The 18,682-nt window shown below is 67.9% G+C and carries 19 protein-coding genes; 2 read left to right on the top strand and 17 right to left on the bottom strand.

What is annotated here, in order from left to right:
- From QQ25_RS15270 to QQ25_RS15230, 9 genes are all read right to left on the bottom strand, one after another.
- Complete coding sequence (locus QQ25_RS15270) at positions 1-2,607, bottom strand: helix-turn-helix transcriptional regulator (RefSeq protein WP_039379436.1); 2,607 nt, start codon at positions 2,605-2,607, stop codon at positions 1-3.
- A gap of 86 nt (positions 2,608-2,693) precedes the next feature.
- Positions 2,694-3,188 (bottom strand): DinB family protein, encoded by a 495-nt coding sequence (locus tag QQ25_RS15265; RefSeq protein ID WP_198530796.1) that lies wholly within the window; start codon positions 3,186-3,188, stop codon positions 2,694-2,696.
- A gap of 64 nt (positions 3,189-3,252) precedes the next feature.
- Positions 3,253-5,940 carry a fumarate reductase/succinate dehydrogenase flavoprotein subunit gene (locus QQ25_RS15260; RefSeq protein ID WP_039319667.1) on the bottom strand — a complete coding sequence of 896 codons (2,688 nt, stop codon included), beginning with the start codon at positions 5,938-5,940 and terminating at the stop codon, positions 3,253-3,255.
- Complete coding sequence (locus QQ25_RS15255; protein WP_039379434.1) at positions 5,937-6,704, bottom strand: ABC transporter ATP-binding protein; 768 nt, start codon at positions 6,702-6,704, stop codon at positions 5,937-5,939. The genes QQ25_RS15260 and QQ25_RS15255 overlap by 4 nt, the downstream gene beginning before the upstream one ends.
- Positions 6,701-7,561: an ABC transporter permease gene (locus QQ25_RS15250; protein ID WP_039379432.1), complete on the bottom strand. Its 861-nt coding sequence runs from the start codon at positions 7,559-7,561 to the stop codon at positions 6,701-6,703. The genes QQ25_RS15255 and QQ25_RS15250 overlap by 4 nt, the downstream gene beginning before the upstream one ends.
- Complete coding sequence (locus tag QQ25_RS15245) at positions 7,558-8,988, bottom strand: ABC transporter substrate-binding protein (RefSeq protein ID WP_039379431.1); 1,431 nt, start codon at positions 8,986-8,988, stop codon at positions 7,558-7,560. Before QQ25_RS15245 ends, QQ25_RS15250 begins: the two co-directional genes overlap by 4 nt.
- 9 nt (positions 8,989-8,997) lie before the next feature.
- Positions 8,998-9,225, bottom strand: coding sequence for a 4Fe-4S dicluster domain-containing protein (locus tag QQ25_RS15240; RefSeq protein WP_039319658.1), 228 nt, complete (start codon positions 9,223-9,225; stop codon positions 8,998-9,000).
- Positions 9,222-9,977 (bottom strand): GntR family transcriptional regulator, encoded by a 756-nt coding sequence (locus tag QQ25_RS15235; protein ID WP_039319656.1) that lies wholly within the window; start codon positions 9,975-9,977, stop codon positions 9,222-9,224. The genes QQ25_RS15240 and QQ25_RS15235 overlap by 4 nt, the downstream gene beginning before the upstream one ends.
- A gap of 227 nt (positions 9,978-10,204) precedes the next feature.
- The gene (locus tag QQ25_RS15230; protein WP_039319654.1) at positions 10,205-10,594 is read right to left on the bottom strand and encodes a nuclear transport factor 2 family protein; all 390 of its coding nucleotides are present in this window, start codon (positions 10,592-10,594) and stop codon (positions 10,205-10,207) included.
- Between the two features lie 198 nt (positions 10,595-10,792).
- On the opposite strand from QQ25_RS15230, the gene QQ25_RS15225 reads away from it, so the two are divergent.
- Positions 10,793-11,884, top strand: a complete 1,092-nt coding sequence (locus QQ25_RS15225) for a methyltransferase (RefSeq protein WP_039379429.1) — start codon at positions 10,793-10,795, stop codon at positions 11,882-11,884.
- Positions 11,885-11,915: 31 nt separating this feature from the next.
- Here the strand turns inward: QQ25_RS15225 and nusB are convergent, their stop codons facing one another.
- The 3 genes from nusB to QQ25_RS15210 are packed head-to-tail and all read right to left on the bottom strand — an operon-like array spanning position 11,916 to position 14,058.
- Entirely contained in the window at positions 11,916-12,392 is a 477-nt protein-coding gene (gene nusB, locus QQ25_RS15220; protein ID WP_039319649.1) for a transcription antitermination factor NusB, read from the bottom strand.
- The gene (gene efp / locus QQ25_RS15215; protein ID WP_039319647.1) at positions 12,385-12,948 is read right to left on the bottom strand and encodes an elongation factor P; all 564 of its coding nucleotides are present in this window, start codon (positions 12,946-12,948) and stop codon (positions 12,385-12,387) included. Before efp ends, nusB begins: the two co-directional genes overlap by 8 nt.
- 24 nt (positions 12,949-12,972) lie before the next feature.
- Positions 12,973-14,058, bottom strand: a complete 1,086-nt coding sequence (locus QQ25_RS15210; protein WP_039379427.1) for a M24 family metallopeptidase — start codon at positions 14,056-14,058, stop codon at positions 12,973-12,975.
- 33 nt (positions 14,059-14,091) lie between these two features.
- Here QQ25_RS15210 and QQ25_RS15205 point away from each other — a divergent pair, with 33 nt between their 5' ends.
- Positions 14,092-14,664 (top strand): B-4DMT family transporter, encoded by a 573-nt coding sequence (locus tag QQ25_RS15205; RefSeq protein WP_039379425.1) that lies wholly within the window; start codon positions 14,092-14,094, stop codon positions 14,662-14,664.
- A gap of 53 nt (positions 14,665-14,717) precedes the next feature.
- On the opposite strand, the gene aroB is transcribed toward QQ25_RS15205, so the two are convergent.
- The 5 genes from aroB to QQ25_RS15180 all read right to left on the bottom strand — a co-directional run bounded on the left by aroB (position 14,718) and on the right by QQ25_RS15180 (position 18,652).
- Positions 14,718-15,797, bottom strand: coding sequence for a 3-dehydroquinate synthase (gene aroB / locus QQ25_RS15200; RefSeq protein ID WP_039319640.1), 1,080 nt, complete (start codon positions 15,795-15,797; stop codon positions 14,718-14,720).
- Positions 15,790-16,515, bottom strand: coding sequence for a shikimate kinase (locus QQ25_RS15195; RefSeq protein ID WP_039319638.1), 726 nt, complete (start codon positions 16,513-16,515; stop codon positions 15,790-15,792). The genes aroB and QQ25_RS15195 overlap by 8 nt, the downstream gene beginning before the upstream one ends.
- Entirely contained in the window at positions 16,515-17,714 is a 1,200-nt protein-coding gene (aroC, locus tag QQ25_RS15190; protein ID WP_039379997.1) for a chorismate synthase, read from the bottom strand. Before aroC ends, QQ25_RS15195 begins: the two co-directional genes overlap by 1 nt.
- 65 nt (positions 17,715-17,779) lie before the next feature.
- The gene (locus QQ25_RS15185) at positions 17,780-18,142 is read right to left on the bottom strand and encodes a hypothetical protein (protein WP_039379423.1); all 363 of its coding nucleotides are present in this window, start codon (positions 18,140-18,142) and stop codon (positions 17,780-17,782) included.
- Between the two features lie 84 nt (positions 18,143-18,226).
- Positions 18,227-18,652, bottom strand: coding sequence for a prepilin peptidase (locus QQ25_RS15180; protein WP_039319634.1), 426 nt, complete (start codon positions 18,650-18,652; stop codon positions 18,227-18,229).
- Between the last annotated feature and the right edge of the window lie 30 nt (positions 18,653-18,682).

Genomic DNA, 18,682 nt, shown 5'->3' with positions numbered 1-18,682 from the left:
TCATCGGTGCCGTCGAGGTAGCAGGCGGATCAGCTCCGCCCGGGTCGACACCCCGGTTTTCGCCATGGCGCGGTAGATGTGTCCCTCGACGGTGCGCACCGAAAGCTCCAGCCGGTCCGCGATGGCCCGGTTGGACAGCCCGGTGCCGATCAGCATGGCGATCTCACGCTCGCGGTCGGTCAGGGGCAGATGTGCCACGGCCGCCAGCAATGCCGGTGTGGCCGCACCGCCGCAGGCCTCTGCCAGGGCGGTGGCCCGGGCCGCCGAGGCCATCGCCGAGCCGCGCATGTCCCGGCGCCGATATGCCACCGCGGCCAGACCCGCCGCGTCGGCGGCTGCCACCAGGTCACCCAAATCCTCGAATTGGGTTGAGGCCTTTGACAACCCGTCGCCGTCATCGTGGGCAAGGGCCCGGCACAGTGCGGCGGCGGCACGTACCCGCGGCCCCTCGACAAGCCCGGCCAACTCGTCGAGCCGTCGGGTGCGGGTATGGTCGCCGAATTGCGCCGCGGTCTGCAGGCACCACACCTCGGCCGCCAGTTGCCCGTTGGCCCTGGCGGTATCGGCGGCAGTGAGCGCGATCTGGGCAGCCTCCGACACCGCACCTTGGGTCGCGGCGACCCATGCCCGCACCAGCGAGTGTTCGTAGGACAGGTACCGCCAGCTGGCGTGACGGCAATCGTCGAGTTCGGCCAGGGCGGTGTCATCGGCCAGGCCCCCGATGGCCAGTGCCGTGACCCTGGGCAGGTGAAACCGATAGCCGAACCCGTTCGACTCCCCCGCTGCCCGCATCATCTCGACCGCCGGGTCCAGTAATCCGGATGCGACAGCGAGGTCGCCGGCCCCGAAGGCGGCACGACCTGCCAGCGCGGCCCCGAATACCTGTGCCGCACCGGGCCGCTCGGCGGCGCGACGACTCAGCTGCTCGGCCTCTTCGCGCGCCTCGCGGATGCGGCCGGCCAGCAGCAACGCGCCGATGTGGGCGTCGGCGATGACGAACCGCGTGTGTGCGGCATCGAAGGAATGGTCCGTGATGCGGTAGCCGGCTTGCGCGGCGGCCACGGCGTCGTCGGTGCGCCCCGCATCGCCGCACGCTGCCGCCACCGCCCACGCGGTCACCGCGCCCACGATGGCAGGCAGTGCATCCAGATCCAGTCCCCGGGATGCATTCCTGGCCCGCTCCGGGGCGCCATTCGCAGCCCAGTGCACCGTGTAGTACGCGTCGATCGCGGCCCGCGCATCCGCCGGGATGCCCGCCGCCGCATCATCGACGTGCCGCTTGGCGCCGGCCGGATCGGCAAGTGACCACAGCATGTTCGAGGCCCGTAGGAAGGCCAGCCGGGCGCGCCCGTCGTCGGTGAGATCGGCCGTGTCGACGGCGTCGAGCACCGCATCCGATTCCTCACCTCGGCTCAGCCACGACAAGGCATGGGCGCGAATGAAATTCGCCTCCGTGCCGGCGCCGGCTGTGATGGCTCCGTGAGCCAGGCGGTCAGCCAGTGCCAGATCCGACATCCACACCGCGCCTTGTGCGGCGCGGGTCAGCAACTCGGGATCGACCGGCAGATCCGAATCGAGCATCAGTGTTGCGCGCCGGACCAGCACCGGCATGGCGTCGCGATCGTGTCTCTCCCCGAGCGCGATCGCCACCAAACCCCGCAGCCGGCGCAATCGAGCGCCCGCCAGCCGGTTGCGACGCACCTCGGCGTAGAGCGGGTGAGCGACGCGGACCTCGCGGTCGGCGGTGTCGATCGTGATCAGCCCACGCGCCTCGGCGGCCGCCACCGAATCGGCATCGGTGATCGCGGTCAGCTGGTCCAGCTGGATCGGCTCGGCCACTGCCAGCACATCGACGACCTCGCCCACCGCCGGCGGTAGCGCACCGATCCGTGTCTCGATCAGTTCGACCAAACCGGGCGGCATCACCGGATCTCCCATCCACCGCCACAAACCGTCCCGGCAGGCGAGCCGACCCTGGGTGACCTCATGCTCGACGATGTTGCGCAGATAGAGCACGTTGCCGCGGGTCAGCCGCCACAACCGTTGCGCCGCTTCGGCATCGAGTGTGCCGCCGAGCGCCGCGGTCAACAACCGGGTCGACTCGTCATGGGACAGCGGTTGCAGATCCAGCCGCTCGAACCGGCCGCCGTCACATGCCGCCAGCACCTCGGCCGGTAGCGGTGCACCGGTGCGCACGGTCAGCAGCAGCTTGGCGGCGCGGCGCTGCACGATCTGCTGCAAGACGAAACCAGACATCCCGTCGAGCAGGTGCGCATCGTCGACGCCCACCAGCACCGGAAGGCCATTCGACGTGGAGGTCAGGCCGTCGATCACCCGGGCCACCAGTTCTGCGCTGTCGGCATCCGAGGATCCGACCCACCGGGCGAACGCTCCCAAGGGCAGCGCACGCGCTGCCGATGTGCCTACCGCCCAGCGCGTTTCCTCCCCGTTGACGTGCGCGGCCGACAGTGCTTCACGGGCGATGCGGCTCTTGCCGACCCCGGCACTTCCATAGATCACGACGCCGGACAGCTCGGCGGAGGCCAGCGCGGCGCCGATCAGCCGGGTTTCCTCCAACCGCCCCGTCAGCGGCCAGGCGAGTCGCACGCATCGACATTAAGCCGAGGCCCCGTCGTTAGCGGCGGTAACGACGAACTTCGATGTGTCCGAAACCTCGGTGCACCCGCGCCTGGTCACCGGCCGGTGGTCCCGTCGATCAATTCACGCAGAATGTCGGCGTGACCTGCGTGGCGGCCGGTCTCTTCGATCATGTGGGTCAGGGCCCAGCGGACACTGGCCGCGGGGCGTCCGGGCCGTGATCGGGGAAGCGGTGCCGCGAGGTCGGCGCAGTCGTCGAGCACCGAGTTGGCGCACTCGACGGCATCGCGATAACGGGCCACCACATCGGCGATGCGGTCCGACGGTTCGACCGAAAACGTCGCCTGCCAGTCGGTGACGTCGTCCCCCAGAAAAATCCACCGTTCGACGGAGGTCAGGTGGTTCAGGAGGCCGAGCAACGTGGTGCCCGACGGCACCGAGAACGTCCGGGCCGCCGGCTCGGGCGCGCCGTCGACCTTGGCGGCGATGGACGTGCGGAGATAATCGAGAAATCCCCGTAGCACCTCGGATTCGCTGTTGCCCGTCCGCGGCGGCGGGCTGTCGTGTCTGCGGTGCCGTGTTTTCTGCACGCTGCCCATTATCGGCGCGCTCAGGCATCAGGACACAGAACTTGCTGTTCGGGCAAGGTACCGCTCAAACAGCGAGCGCCTGGCGGGCGTAGGCGCGCACATCGGCGTCACCGTCCTCAAGTGCGGTGCTGAGGGCCTGGCGGGCCGACGACTCCGAACCCGCCCACCGGCTCAGGCTCAGTACCGCGGCCTTGCGGACATCCAGATGCTGGTCTTCCAGCGCCCGCGCCAGCGTCGGAACCGCCACCTCGGGCGACGCCCCGGCCAGTGCCCGCGCCGCGCCCTGACGGATCTGCCACGCCGATTCGGTGAACGCCTTCTCGATGCTGACCACGTCGTCGGCGGTGCAGCCGACCGCGCCGAGCGAGGCCAGTGCCGCCGCCCGCACGAGCGGATCAGCATCGTCGAGCGCCGTCCGCACCGCGTCGGCACCAGCGCGCAGGGTTGCCAATCCGCCCACCGCGGCGATCCGCACTTCCCGGTTCTCGTCGGTGGTCGCCGCCGCCACACCGGTGTGGTCGTCGACCGACACCAGGGCCCGCACCGCCTCGATCCGTACCCGGTGATCGGTGTCGGTCGATGCGGCCCGGTACGCATCGCCGGTGCCGACGCGCCGCGAACTCAGCAGGTACACCGTGACCGCACGGACGAGCGGGTCGGCGGAGTCCAGTCGGCCGGCGAAGGCCCCCGGGTCGGGCAGAACCTCGACGAGTTCACGTACCGCATCGGCGGTTTCCCGCCGCACTCCGGCGTCGTCGTCGTCCAGTGCGGCCACCAGCGCGGGCTGGTACCCATCGGGCAGATGCTCGACGAGCGTGGCGACCGCGGTGCGCCGCACTCCTGGATCCGAATCGGCCAGGTAAGCGCTCAGATCGTCGAGTGCGGGCTCCTCCATGGCCAGGACCGCAGCGATCCGCGGTGACGGCGGTTGTCCGGATCCGGCCGGGCGCACCCGGGAGCGCTCGGCTGCTGGCGCCCGGCCACCGTGCAGGTGGGGCTGTTCGACGGTGGTCACCGGATCCTGCGAGGTCAGGTGGTCCAGCTCCGGCACGGCGACGAAATACGGTGCCACCGGCCGCTTTACGAAGTTCATGGCGCCGTCAGAACCCTTGTAGAGGTTGAGGTGGTAACGCCACTGCGCGTCGTCGCGCTCAGGCAGGTCGGCCCGCTCGTGGTACAGGCCCCAGCGTGATTCGGTGCGGGTCAACGAGGATCGGGCCGCCATCTCCGCGCAGTCGCGGATGAACGACACCTCGGCGGCGCGCATCAGCTCGTGTGGCGTGCGCGCTCCGATGCCCTCGACCTCGGCCACCATGCGCTCGAACGTCTGCACCGCGATCGACAACTTGGTCGCGGTCTTCGGCGGTGCCACATAATCGTTGACGAATCGCCGCAGCTTGAACTCGACCTGCGGTTGCGGCGGTCCGTCCGGGTGCCGCAGCGGCCGGTAGATGAGTTCGTGGGCCTGAGCTATCTGGTCGGCCGGAAGCTCTGCGGGTGCATCAACTTCCGGCAACGTCGAGGCCGCATGCTCACCGGCCAGATCGCCGTAGACGAATGCGCCGATCATGTAGTTGTGCGGTACACAGGCCAGGTCACCCGCGGCGTACAGGCCGGGCACGGTGGTGCGGGCATGTTCGTCCACCCAGACTCCCGAGGCTGAATGCCCTGAGCACAAACCTATTTCGGAGATGTGCATCTCGATGTCGTGGGTGCGGTAGTCGTGTCCGCGATTGGCGTGGAACGTTCCGCGGGTGGGTCGCTCCGTGGTGTGCAGGATGTTCTCCAGCGTGGTCAGCGTTTCGTCGGGCAGATGGCTGACCTTGAGGTAGATCGGTCCTCGGGCGGATTCGATCTCTTCTTTGACCTCGGCCATCATCTGACCCGACCAGTAGTCGGAGTCGACGAACCTCTCCCCCAGCGCGTTGACCTGATAGCCGCCGAACGGGTTGGCCACATAGGCACATGCGGGGCCGTTGTAGTCCTTGATGAGCGGATTGACCTGGAAGCACTCGATCCCGGAGAGTTCGGCGCCGGCGTGGTAGGCCATGGCGTATCCGTCACCGGCGTTGGTGGGGTTCTCGTATGTGCCGTACAGATATCCCGATGCCGGCAGCCCGAGGCGGCCACACGCTCCGGTGGACAGGATCACGGCCTTGGCCGCCACCGTGACGAATTCACCTGTGCGGGTGTTGAATGCGACCGCGCCGACCGCCCTGCCCTCGTGAGTGAGTACCCGCACGGGCATGAACCGGTTCTCGATCCGGATCTTTTCGCGCATCGAGCGTTGCCGCAGAACCCGATACAGCGCCTTCTTGACATCCTTGCCCTCGGGCATCGGCAGCACGTAGGACCCTGATCGGTGCACCCTGCGCACGGCGTACTCGCCGTGCTCGTCCTTCTCGAACTTCACTCCGTACCGCTCGAGCCGCTGCACCATCGCGAATCCGCGGGTGGCGGTCTGATAGACGGTGCGCTGGTTGACGATTCCGTCGTTGGCGCGGGTGATCTCGGCGACGTAGTCCTCGGGCTCGGCCTTACCGGGTATGACGGCGTTGTTGACGCCGTCCATGCCCATCGCCAGCGCGCCGGAATGCCGCACGTGCGCCTTTTCCAGCAGCAGCACCTGGGCACCGTTCTCGGCGGCGGTCAGGGCCGCCATGGTGCCCGCGGTGCCGCCGCCGATCACCAGTACGTCGCAGTCGATCCGGATGGCGTCTGAAATATCGGGAATCTCGGTCAGCTCGGTCATGGTTGCTCCAGGGCGGCGATGATCTCGGCGCGCAGCGCGGATCGTGCGGGATGGTCGGTTCGTGGTTGGGCCACCTCGATGAGGGCGCGCAGCGGCTGGCCGGCCCGGCCGAGCACCGCGACGCGGTCACCCAGCGTGAGCGCCTCGTCGACGTCGTGGGTGACGAACACGATGGTCGTCGGATGGGCCTTCCAGGTGTCGACGAGCAGCCGCTGCATGGCCGCGCGGGTCTGGGTGTCCAGCGCCGCGAACGGTTCGTCCATCATGACCGCACGGGGCGCACCCGCCAGCCCGCGCGCGAGTTGAACCCGTTGCCGCATACCGCCGGACAGGTTCTTCGGCAGGAAATCGGCGAACCCGGTCAGGCCGACCTCCTCGATCCAGCGGTCGGCCCGCTGCCGACGGCTGTTGCGCGGCTCGCCGCGGAGCTGCAGTGCCAATTCGATATTGGACCGCACCGTGCGCCACGGCAGCAGCGCGCTGTCCTGGAACACCATGCCGCGGTCGCGCGAGGTGGTGGTCACCAGGTCTCCGTCGGCCAGCACCCGGCCACCGTCCGGCCGCAGCAAGCCGGTCAAGGCACGCAACAACGTGGACTTACCGCATCCCGACGGGCCGGTGAGCACCAGGATCTCGCCGGGCTCGACAGTCAGGCTCAAATCGTCGATCACCGGAGTACCGGTGTAGGACAACCGGATTCGATCGAGCTCCAGCCGCATGCCGGTGGCCGTTGCGGTCGCGGCGGGGCGCACGGAGGTGCTCATCGTGTGTTCTCCTCACCGCGCGGCAGCCAGCGGGTGGCCCGTCGGCCGATCAACTCGACCGCCGCGGCGGTCACGAATCCCAGTACGCCGATCGTGATGATGCCCACGAACACGTCGGGGTAGTTCAGCACCGTGTAGGCCTGCCAGGTTCGGTAGCCCACTCCCAGGCGGCCCGAGATCATCTCGGCCGAGATCACGCAGATCCAGGCCACCCCCATGCCGACCGAGAGCCCGCCGAACAGGCCGGGCAGGATGCCGGGCAGGACCACCCGGCGCAGTACGTCGACACGCCCGCCGCCGAGCGTGCGCACCGAGTCCTCCCAGATGGTCGGCAATGCGCGCACCGCGTGCCGGACGCTGACCATGATCGGGAAGTAGGCGGCCAGGAACGTGATGAACACGATTCCCGCCTCGTCGCTGGGAAACAGCAGGATGGCGACCGGCACCATGGCGATCGCCGGGACCGGCCGAGCCAGCTCGGTGAGCGGCCGGAAGATGTCGGCGAACCACGCGGTGCGCCCCAGGAGGATTCCGGTGACCACGCCGACCACCGCGGCGATCCCGAAACCGGTGAGAATCCGGATCAGGGACTGGCCGAGGTCCAGCCAGTATTCCTGTGTGCCCAGCCGGTTCGCCAGGGCCGCAGTGATTTCGGTGACGGTCGGCAGGGTGTCGAACCGCAGGCCGAGTCTGACGTCGTTGGCGGTCAGCAGCTGCCACAGCACGACAGCGCTCACAACCGACGCCAGGCGCACCAGACGATGCGGCCAGACCGAAGATTCGCGGCGGGGATGCTCTGCCTCCGGCGCGACCGGAAGATCGTTGACGGTCGCCGGGGCGGTATCGGTGGTCGTCATACCGCACCCGCCAGCGCTTGGCGGTAGTCCACGATCACTGCGCCGGGATGCGCGGCGGTGTAGCGAGCGGCACCGGCCGGGGTGCCGAACGGCAGGAAGCCTTCAGGGCCCGGACCAGGCAAGCGCACCCACACGGCCTTGTCCGCGAACCACCGGGTGCCCAACTCGGCGTCGGAGACGTAGGCGGCGCGGACCTTCTTGCCCTCGCCTTCGGCCTGCCGGATCGCCTTGAGCAGGCAGACCGGCGTCGCGGCCGCCGTGGTGGTCTCCGATCCGTCGAGCCAGAGCTCGCCGGCGGTGGCGGGATTGTCGACGGCGGTGTGGCACACCGGGTCGGTGCCGCTCAACGCCGACGGGTTGGCCGTCGAGTTCAGTGCCTTGTCGTAGTCCTGGCCGCGCGCGGCGTAGGCCGCCCGCAGCGGTCCGTCCTGCACGAAACCGGCAACGTCGAGGTCGGCGAAGTTGTCGATCGACTTGAGATAGGGCACATCGCCTTTGAGCGCGTCGACCAGCGACGGCTTGAGGGTCGTGTCGAACGACGTGCCGCCCGGCCCGTTGTACAGGTAGACCACCTCCTGCGGCAGCCCGCTGCCCTCGGCGACGAGGCGAGCCGCCTCCAGCGGCTTGGTGTTGAGGAAGTCGGTGGCATCGAGTTGCGCCTGCAGGAAGGCGTCGAGCACCTCCGGGTGATCGGCCGCGTAGGCCCGCCGCACCACCACGCCGTGCAGGGTCGGATAGTTCAGCTCGGCCCCGTCGTAGAGCAGCTTGGCCTTGCCCTGGTGCACCAGCAGTCCCGGCCAGGCGACGAACTGCGAAAGCGCTTGGACCTGACCCGATTCCAGCGACGAGGCACCGACCTGTGGCTGCTGGTTGAGCACCTCCACACCTGTCTTGGCGTCGATACCGGCCTTGCCGAGGGCTTGCACCAGCATGCCGTGGCCGGCTGAGCCGACGCTGGCCGAGACCTTCTTTCCGGCCAGATCGGTCAGCGTCTTGGCCGGCGAATCCGGCGCCACCACAACCATGTTCAGCGCGCCCTTGGGGTTGTACCCGGTGACTGAGACGATCTCGGTCTTGGCGCGTTCGTTGGCCTGTGTCTTGGACCCGTTGATGAGCATCGGATAATCGCCCATCGAGCCGATGTCGATCTTCTCGGCGACCATCTGTGCGGTGATGGGAGCGCCGGTGTCGTAGTCCTGCCACGTCACGTTGTACTTCGTGCCGGTTCGGGTGGTGATGTCGGCCAGGCGGCGTTCCAGGTACCCCTGGGCACGCAGGAGTGTCCCCGCGGTGACGGTGTTGATGGTCTTGGACTGGTAGCCGACGACGACGTCGACGGTGTCCGCCGATTTCGTCGCGGAATCGAGAGAGCATCCGGCGGTGGTGAGGGCCAGGCCGGCAGTCAGGGCGATCAGGGCTGTTTTCACTTCGGTCCTCTAGCGGATGAGGTAGGGCATGTTGACGGTGACGGCGCCGGTCGGACAACGGACCGCGCAGGGCCCGCAGTACCAGCACTCGTCGACGTGCATGAAGGCCTTGCCGTTGTCGGGGTTGATGGCCAGCGAATCAAGCGGACACACGTCGACACACAACGTGCAGCCCTGGATACACAGGGACTCGTCGATGGTCACCGGGACATCGGCTCGTTGATTGATCAGCGTCATGGCGTGCTCCTGATGAGGTTGCTGCGCATGGTGATTCGGTCCCCACGCATTCGGATGTACTCGAGATCGACGGGCCTGCCGTCGTCCAGACTGGTCAGCCGTTCGGCCATCAGCAGCGCCGAACCCGCAGGTACCTGTAGCGTCGCGGCGGAATGCGGATCGGCCGAAACCGCTTCTAGGGCAAGGCTTGCCCCGCCGAGCTTGCGCCCACTCACCCGCTCGATGAGTGAAAAGATGTCGTTGGTCTCCAGCGAGTGGGTGATCACCTCTTCCCCGATGTCCGGCGCGAGGTAGGTGAGGTCCAAGGACACCGGCAGGTCGGCGAGATAGCGCAGACGCTCTATGAAGACCACCTGCGTGCCGGGCTCGAGCCCGAGCTTGCGCGCCACAGCGGGCGGGGCGGAGAGCCGCTGCACGGCACGCACCTCGTTACGGACATCGCCGTAGTCCTTGAAGGTCTCCTTCAGCCCGACCAACGCATCGAGGCCGTGGTCGTACTTGCGAGCCGAAACATGGGTGCCGACCTTGGTGCCCCGATCGATCAGCCCCTCGTTCTTGAGCACCGCGAGGGCTTCGCGGACGGTGTTGCGGGAGACGAAGAATTCGGCTGCCAGCTCCGCCTCGGCGGGCAACCCGTCGTCGTATGCACCCTCGTAGATCTGGTGACGCAGCACATCGGCCACCTGACGGGCCTGGTCGGCACGGGCGCGGCGGATGGGTAGGGATACGGGTTGTGCGTCGGGCTGTGACACGCACCAAACGGTAGGGCCCGGTCAGACCACCGGCGCGGCACGGAAACCGGTGCTCGCCCACGTTGACTGATTGCGCCGCTTATCGGCGGCGCTCACCAGGCCAAATCCGGGTCGTCGGAGTCATTGCGCCACCTGGCCCGAACGAAGAATTTACAATCTGGCTGAGTCGAATCCTGCGGGGTGCGGAAGCGTTGTCATAGACCTGGAACTGCGGTTCCTCCCCAACTTCAGGCAAGCGCAGTTGCCACCGCTTGTGTATCCGGCAGGATCCGCTCTTCAACGAGCTTGCCCCACACGACATGAGTGAACTGAACTCCTCGATAAACCACTCGGCCCTCGCGGGATGCGACGTAGCGGGTAGCCGCCCGGGTGGACCAGGGGCCGCCTTCGACGACCATTTCCTCAACCTCGAAGCGCAGGCCCGGAAGGCGGCGGAAAAGCTCATCGCGCAACCACGCACGAAATGTGGCGGCGCCCCGTAGATCAGTGGCCAGCGCGTGGTCACCCAAATAGACGAAGTGCACGTCGTCGGCGAGTGGGAGTTCGTCGATCCGCTGATCAGACAGCGCCTCCCATAGCTTTCGCGCCCTTTTACGTACGAACCATCGGTAGATCATCGCCCCTCCCGCGTCGACCCAGTTGCGCTCATTGGTAATTGTCCGGACGGTTCCGGATTTGCGAAGCCGAAACGTCAGAACTCAAACAGGTAGCCCGGTACCTGCAATTCCCTGCCCGATGATGGCTACCGTTCGTGGTATAGGCGGCACGTCGACTCTGAAATAACGAGTGCGACAATATTTTTGGGGAGATATGACATGCCTACGGACCTGAAAATTCCTCCGGCCAGACTGGTACGGGTGGTCGAGCGGGCCCGCCACCATCTGTATCGACTCCATCAACGGCTGGTGCCGGCACCCATCGCGATCGCGGAGTTGATCGTAGGCGCGTGGGTGTCGCAGGCGATTCAGGTCGCCGCGAAACTCCGCATCGCCGACGCCCTCGCGAATGAGCCACTGACGCTGAACGACCTCGCGCGGCGCGTCGGCGCGGATCCTGACGCGCTGCACCGATTGCTGCGCGCATTGATCAGCCGGGGCATCTTCCGCCAGCAACGCGACGGCCGCTATGCCCTGACCTCGCTGGCCGACACTTTACGTGCCGACGCGCCGGTATCCATGGCCGGACTCGCGCTGTTCATCGGTTCCTCGCGGTACCGCGAACACTGGAGCCTGCTAGCTGAGTCGGTGACGACCGGAAAGCCGAGCGTGCCACTGCTGCGGGGAAGAGAGTTCTTCGACTTCCTCGAGCAGGATTCCGATTTCGCGGCGCTTTTCAACGATGCCATGACCAGCGTCGCAGAGCTGGCCGAAGCCGCGATCGTCGCCGGCTACGATTTCAGCCCCTATCCGACCATCGTGGATGTCGGCGGCGGGCACGGGGGCATGCTGTCCGCCATCCTGGCGGCCACACCGGCAGCGCGCGGCGTGCTGTATGACCTGCCGGACGTTGTTGCCGGCGCACCGGCCCTGTTGAAGCTCCGCGGCGTGGAGCACCGCGTCCAGATCGAGTGTGGATCGTTCTTCGACGACATTCCAGCTGGCGGAGACGCTTATGTCCTCAAGAACGTCATCCACGACTGGCCTGACGAACGCGCCGCGACGATACTCCGCAATGTTCGTGCGGCGATCGGCGACGGAGCCACCGTGCTGTTGATCGAACTGGTAATTCCTACCCACGACCGCGACTTCCTGGGCAAATGGTCGGACCTCGAAATGCTACTGCAGCTGGACGGCAGGGAACGCAACGCCGTCCAATACCGTGATCTGCTCCGGCACAGTGGATTTCGGATGACGCGTGTGGTGCAGACCGCGACACCCTTCAGCATCGTCGAGGCGAGACCGTCATAATCAGCCCCCGACATAACCTTTCGAGTCCGGGCTACGTGTCCGGGCCGCCCCGCACGGCTTCCGAGGCGGCCCGGATCTGCGGGGTCACCAGCATGACCTGACCCAGCACACCGTTGACGAATCCGGGCGAATCATCGGTGGACAGCTCTTTGGCCAGCTCGACAGCTTCGTCGACCGCAACGGGTTCGGGAACGTCCTCGGCGTGCAGTAGTTCCCAGACCGCCACCCGCAGGATCGCCCGGTCCACGGCGGGCAGCCGCTCCAGGGTCCATCCCTGCAGGTGCGCGGAGATGAGGTCGTCGATATGGGCGGCGTGTTCGGTCACCCCGCGGGCCACCGACACCGTGTAGGGGTTCAGCGGGCTGACGTCGTCCTGGTCCTCGGCCAGCGCGGCGCGGCCGTCGGCCACCGCCTCGGCCGTCAGACCGCGCGCCTCGGCCTCGAACAGCAGGTCGACGGCGCGTTTGCGGGCCTGGTGGCGGCCCCGGTCGCCGCGACGATCAGCCATTCACGCGGCCGAGGTAGCTGCCGTCGCGGGTGTCGACCTTGAGCTTGTCGCCGGTGTTGATGAACAGCGGAACCTGGATCTCGGCGCCGGTCTCCATGGTGGCGGGCTTGGTGCCGGCGCTGGAGCGGTCACCCTGCAGGCCCGGCTCGGTGTGGGAAACCTCGAGCTCGACGGACACCGGCAGCTCCAGATACAGCGGAACACCGTCGTGGAAGGCGATCTGCACCGGCAGACTCTCCAGCAGGAAGTCGGCCAAACGGCCGACGAGCCCCTCGGACAACGGATGCTGGTTGAAGTCTTCGGAATCCATGAAGACGAAGTCGTTGCCGTCGCGGTACAGGTAGGTGGCGTCGCGGCGGTCCACGGTGGCGGTCTCCACCTTCACACCGGCGTTGTACGTCTTGTCGACGACCTTGCCGGACACCACGTTCTTCAGCTTCGTCCGCACGAAGGCCGGACCCTTACCCGGCTTGACGTGCTGGAACTCGACGATCTGCCACAGCTGTCCGTCGATCTGCAGGACGAGCCCGTTCTTGAAGTCGGCAGTCGATGCCATGAGGGTGTAGCTCCTAAGCTTTTGTCACAAAATGGCCAGTTCCTTGGGGAACCGGGTAAGCAGGTCGGGTGCCGCCTCTCCGACGACCAGGGTGTCCTCGATGCGGACACCGCCGCGATCGGGCAAGTAGACACCTGGCTCAACGGTGACCGCAGAGCCAGCAAGCAGTGTACCGGCGGCGGCGGCATTGATTCCCGGCGCTTCGTGGATCTGCAGTCCGACCCCGTGTCCGAGGCCGTGACCGAAGTTGTCGCCGTAGCCGGCGTCGGCGATGACCTGGCGTGATGCGGTGTCCACCGCACTCAGCGAAACCCCGGGTGCCAGCGCCTCGCGTCCCGCCTGCTGTGCGGTGGCCACGAGGTCGTAGATGTCGTGCTGCCACTGGGCCGCCGGGCCCAGGACGAACGTGCGCGTCATGTCGGAGTGGTATCCCTCGACCAGCGCACCGAAGTCGATCTTCACGAAGTCCCCCGGGGCCAGCACCGCCTCAGTGGGCCGATGATGCGGGATGGCCGAGTTCGCGCCCGTCGCCACGATCGTCTCGAACGACGGTCCGTCGGCGCCGTGGTCGAGCATCAGCGCTTCCAGCTCGTTGCGCACCTCGCGCTCGGTGCGACCCGGCCGCAGGCCGCCACGTTCCACCAGGTCGGTGAGAGCCGCATCGGCGGCCTCGCAGGCCAACCGCAACATCGCGATCTCTCCGGCGTCCTTGACCTCGCGCAGGGCTTCCACGGCGCCCGCCGCGCGCACCCACTCCACGGTGTCGCCGGCAGCCTTCCTCAGTGCGGTGAAGGCGTCCACAGTCACCACGTGGCTCTCGAAACCCAGCCGCAGCGCCCCGCAGCGTGCGGCACGGCCGGCCAGGTGCGATCCGCAGGCCCGCTCGATGACCACCTCGGCGTCCGGGGACTGCCGCGCGGCCTGCGTGCGGTAGCGCCCGTCGGTGGCGAGCACCGGTGTGGCGTCCTCGGCGAGAACCAGCAGCGCAGCGTTGGAACCCGTGAATCCGGACAGATAACGCACGTTGACCAGGTCAGTTACCAACAATGCATCCAGGCCCGATTCGGCCATTCGACGCCGCAGCCGATCCCTGCGCTGGGAAATAGTCACGGTCTGTGACGCTACTCGCTACAGTGTGCCCCCATGAGCAAGTGGTTACTGCGCGGAGTGGTGTTCGCAACAGCGATGGTCATAGTGCGCTTACTTCAGGGAGCACTGATCAACGCCTCGCCGGGTAACGCCACCTGGTTCAGCCTGGCACTGGTCACGGTGTTCGGAATCGGCGTGCTGATCTGGGGTCTGATCGACGGCCAGAAGGACGCCCGCGCCAACCCGGACCCGGATCGGCGCGCCGACATGGCGATGATCTGGCTGATCGCCGGTTTGTTCGCCGGCATCGTCAGCGGCGCCGTGGCGTGGTTCATCGGGTTGTTCTACAAGAGCCTCTACACCGATGCCCTGCTCAACGAGGTCACCACGTTCGCCGCGTTCACCGCGCTGCTGGTGTTCCTGGTCGCCGTCGCGGGCGTGACGGTGGGCCGCTGGCTGGTGGACCGCAAGGCGCCGCCGATGCCCCGCCAACGCCACCACGGCCTGGCCGCCGACGATCGTGCCGACACCGATGTGTTCGCCGCCGTGTCCGCCAACGGCGCCTCGGAGAACACCGACGCCGAGACCACCACTCCGGTCGACTACCCCGACCAGCCCAAGCAGTAGCGACGCCCGCCCGAGAGGGCGGAGCAGAATTCAGGCGCCGGTGGCGCGGGCAGTCAGGCCCGCGCCACTTCTGCGTATGCGGCCGCCAACAGCGACGGATCCGGACCTTCCAGACGGCCCGGCTTGGCCAGCCCGTCGAGCACGACGAACCGCAACACCCCCGAGCGGTTCTTCTTGTCGCCTGCCATGTAGTCCATCAACTGGGGCAGTGCGTCGCCGTCATAGCTGACCGGCAACCCGAGCGCGGTCAGCACACTCCGGTGCCGGTCGGCGGTCTCGTCGTCCAGACGCCCGGCCAGCCGGCCCAACTCGGCCGCGAACACCAGGCCCACCGACACCGCGGCGCCGTGGCGCCACTTGTACCGCTCGCGGCGCTCGATGGCGTGCGCCAGCGTGTGGCCATAATTCAGGATCTCGCGCAACTGCGATTCCCGTTCGTCGGCAGCAACCACCTCAGCCTTGACCGCGATGGCCCGGCGGATGAGTTCGGGCAAGACCGTTCCGGTGGGATCCAGCGCCGCCTGCGGGTCGGCCTCGATCAGGTCGAGGATGACCGGGTCGGCGATGAAGCCGGCTTTTACGATCTCCGCCATCCCCGCGACAATCTCGTTGCGCGGCAACGTTTCCAGGGTGGCGAGGTCCACCAGTACCGCCGCCGGCTGATGGAAGGCTCCGACGAGGTTCTTGCCGGCGTCGGTGTTGATCCCGGTCTTGCCACCCACCGCCGCATCGACCATGCCCAGCAGGGTGGTGGGCACGTGCACGATGTCGACGCCCCGCAGCCAGGTCGCCGCAGCAAAGCCTGCGACGTCGGTGGCGGCGCCCCCGCCCAGGCTGACCACGGCGTCCTTGCGACCAATGCCGATGCGCCCCAGCACTTCCCAGATGAAGCCGACGACGGGTAGCTCCTTGCCCGCCTCGGCATCCGGAATCTCGATGCGGTGAGCTTCAATCCCCTTGTCCGCCAGGTGTTTCCGGACAGCCTCGGCGGTCTGGTTCAGCACCGGTTGGTGCAGAATGGCCACCTTGTGCCTGCCCTCGAGCGTATTGCCCAGCTCGCCGAGCAGGCCGGTTCCGATGATGACCGGGTACGGCCGGTCCACCAGCACCTCGACGATTACCGGGTCAGTCATCATTACGCTCCGCGTGACGAGCGGCCAGGGCCGCGGGGGTGGGTATGGCGGTGGATCGGGCATCGGAGGTTGTGGTGGCGGCTTCGCCTGCCTTGGTCTCCGAGCCCGACGAGGATCCGGATGCCGGACCGCGCCGCCACGGCGGGCGACGCCGGCGCCGCTTGCCCGTCCGCGGCTGCTGGGCCGGCTTCTGGGGTTGTTTCTGGGCCTGAGGATTTTCCAGGCGGGTGACGATCGTGCGCACCACCGCGCCCGGGTTGCGCCGGTTGGTGTTGATCCGCATGGTCGCGACCCGCCGGTACAGCGGCACCCGCTCCGACATCAGGGCGCGGAATTTCTCTGCCCGGTCCGGCCCGGCCAGCAGCGGCCGGACGGTGGAACCGCCCGTGCGGCGGACACCCTCGGCCGCACTGATCTCCAGGTAGACGACGGTGTGTCCGGCCAGTGCGGCACGCACGCCCGGGGTGGTGACCGCGCCGCCGCCCAGGGACAGCACGCCGTCGTGGGTGGCCAGCGCGGAGCGGATGACCTCTTCCTCGATCCGGCGGAACTCCGCCTCGCCGTCGGTGGCGAAGATGTCGGCGATCGTGCGGCCGGTGGTCTCCTCGATCGCGGCGTCGGTGTCGAGCATCGTGAGGTCGAGCGCCTTGGCCAACCGGCGGCCGATGGTCGACTTGCCCGAGCCCGGCAGGCCGACCAGTACCGCCTTGGGGGCCATCAGCCCAGGGCCTGCGCCGCCGGCTCGCGCTGAGCGACGGCGCGCAGGTAGGCGTCGATATTGGCCCGCGTCTCGGGCAGCGAGTCCCCGCCGAACTTCTCCAGCACGGCGCGGGCCACCACGAGCGCGACCATGGTCTCCACCACCACACCGGCGGCCGGCACCGCACACACGTCGGACCGCTGGTGAATCGCGACCGCTTCCTCCCCGGTCGCCATGTCGACGGTGGCCAGCGCCCGCGGGACGGTCGAGATCGGCTTCATCGCGGCCCGGACCCGCAACGCCTGGCCGTTGGTCATGCCACCTTCCAGGCCACCGGCCCGGTTCGTCGAGCGCAGGACTCCGTCCGGCCCGGGGTACATCTCGTCGTGCGCGACGCTGCCGCGGCGGCGCGCGGTCTCGAAGCCGTCGCCGATCTCCACACCCTTGATCGCCTGGATGCCCATCACCGCGGCGGCCAGCTGGCTGTCGAGGCGGTTGTCGCCGCTGGTGAACGAGCCCAAACCGATGGGCAGGCCTTCGACCACGACCTCGACGACACCGCCGAGGGTGTCGCCATCCTTCTTGGCGTCCTCGATCTCGGCGATCATCAACGCTTCGGCGTCCTTGTCGAAGGCGCGGACCGGGCTGTCGTCGATCGCCTCCAGATCGGAGAACCGCGGCGGCGGTCCGTCGTAGGGCTTGGATGCGCCGATGGAGATCACGTGCGAGACCACCTCGACACCGAGGGCGGCGCGAAGGAAGGCTCGGGCCACGGTGCCCGCGGCCACGCGCGCAGCGGTCTCGCGGGCGCTGGCGCGCTCGAGCACCGGGCGGGCATCGTCGAAGCCGTACTTGAGCATGCCCGCGTAGTCGGCATGCCCGGGGCGCGGACGGGTCAGCGGAGCGTTGCGGGCCACGTCGAGGTCTGCGGGGTCCACCGGGTCCGGAGACATCACGATCTCCCACTTGGGCCACTCGGTGTTGCCGATCTCGATGGCGATCGGCCCGCCCAGGGTGGCGCCGTGCCGGACCCCGGCCAGCATGGTGACCTGGTCCTGTTCGAACTTCATCCGGGCACCACGGCCATAGCCGAGGCGACGACGCTTGAGCTGTGCCCCGATCTCCTCGGAGGTGATGGGCACGCCGGCAACCATCCCTTCGAGCATGGCCACCAGGGCGCGGCCGTGGGATTCACCAGCTGTGGTCCAACGCAACACGGGTGTCATTCTCCCACGTCGGGGTTTGCCTCCCGAAATCCGTGGTCGATCGTGACGAACGCGACCTACTGCCGTTGCGGTTGCTGCGGTGCGTTCTGGTGCTGCCCGTACTGGTACCACCACTGCGCGTAGGCCTGCGCCTGCTCGACTTCCTTGCGCAGTTTGGCCCGCGCACCCGCGTTGTGCAGCAGTGAGAGCCAGTTCATGAACAGGATCGACAGGAAGCTCCACCAGCCCAGGACGAGATTGTGCCGCTGAGCGCTGGTCAATGCGGCCTCGCACTGTTCGGCGGTCCCCGTCACCGTGCGGGTCTGGTTGAACCACAGGATCAGCAAGCCGGTGTGCCGCATCGTCTCCACGCGAAAAACCGGAACCGCGGGCGGTGCCGGGTAATGCTGCGCGGTCTGTTGCAAGTGCGGTTGTGTCATGCGAATCCCCCCGGGACGACTGGCCATCGGTGATGAGCGTAACGACGGATTTCGGGTGCGCTGAGCACCAATTCGGGCCGTCGGTCACACCAGCGCCACGGCGACCGCGACCGCACTGGCCACACACATCGACGGCCCGTGCGCCACCGTGCGCACACCGCGGACGGCGGCGCCGACGGCGAGGCCCGCGGTGAGCAGGGGTGCGGCCAGCGCGGCCAGCAGCCACACGTCGGCACCGAATGCCCCGGTCATCGCGCCGAGTCCGACCGCGAGTTTGACGTCGCCGCCGCCCATGGCCCGCGGCGACACCAAATGCACCGCCAGATACAGCGCCGACAACGCCGCGGCGCCGGCCAGCGCGGCCGGACCACGTCCCGCCGATGCCGCCACCACCAGAACCAGCAGCGCGCCGGGAAGGGTCAGCCAGTTCGGCAATCGCCGGTCCCGGATGTCGAACACGCTCAGGGCCACCAACCAGCCCACACCGACGGCCACGACCCCCACCCCCACCCCCACCAACCGAGGCTAAGCGCGACCGGT

This window comes from Mycolicibacterium setense, from assembly GCF_000805385.1.
GTDB classification, from domain to species: Bacteria; Actinomycetota; Actinomycetes; order Mycobacteriales; family Mycobacteriaceae; genus Mycobacterium; species Mycobacterium setense.
Note: the sequence above shows the minus strand (reverse complement) of the source record. Positions and strands in the feature narration are given on the sequence as shown.

Bases quoted from the DNA above. Each gene is read 5' to 3' on its own strand.
- QQ25_RS15260 (WP_039319667.1), bottom strand. From the start codon at position 5,940: ATGACCGAGCTGACCGAGATTCCCGATATTTCAGACGCCATCCGGATC.
- QQ25_RS15255 (WP_039379434.1), bottom strand. From the start codon at position 6,704: ATGAGCACCTCCGTGCGCCCCGCCGCGACCGCAACGGCCACCGGCATG.
- QQ25_RS15250 (WP_039379432.1), bottom strand. From the start codon at position 7,561: ATGACGACCACCGATACCGCCCCGGCGACCGTCAACGATCTTCCGGTC.
- QQ25_RS15240 (WP_039319658.1), bottom strand. From the start codon at position 9,225: ATGACGCTGATCAATCAACGAGCCGATGTCCCGGTGACCATCGACGAG.
- QQ25_RS15230 (WP_039319654.1), bottom strand. From the start codon at position 10,594: ATGATCTACCGATGGTTCGTACGTAAAAGGGCGCGAAAGCTATGGGAG.
- QQ25_RS15225 (WP_039379429.1), top strand. From the start codon at position 10,793: ATGCCTACGGACCTGAAAATTCCTCCGGCCAGACTGGTACGGGTGGTC.
- nusB (WP_039319649.1), bottom strand. From the start codon at position 12,392: ATGGCTGATCGTCGCGGCGACCGGGGCCGCCACCAGGCCCGCAAACGC.
- efp (WP_039319647.1), bottom strand. From the start codon at position 12,948: ATGGCATCGACTGCCGACTTCAAGAACGGGCTCGTCCTGCAGATCGAC.
- QQ25_RS15205 (WP_039379425.1), top strand. From the start codon at position 14,092: ATGAGCAAGTGGTTACTGCGCGGAGTGGTGTTCGCAACAGCGATGGTC.
- aroB (WP_039319640.1), bottom strand. From the start codon at position 15,797: ATGACTGACCCGGTAATCGTCGAGGTGCTGGTGGACCGGCCGTACCCG.
- QQ25_RS15195 (WP_039319638.1), bottom strand. From the start codon at position 16,515: ATGGCCCCCAAGGCGGTACTGGTCGGCCTGCCGGGCTCGGGCAAGTCG.
- QQ25_RS15185 (WP_039379423.1), bottom strand. From the start codon at position 18,142: ATGACACAACCGCACTTGCAACAGACCGCGCAGCATTACCCGGCACCG.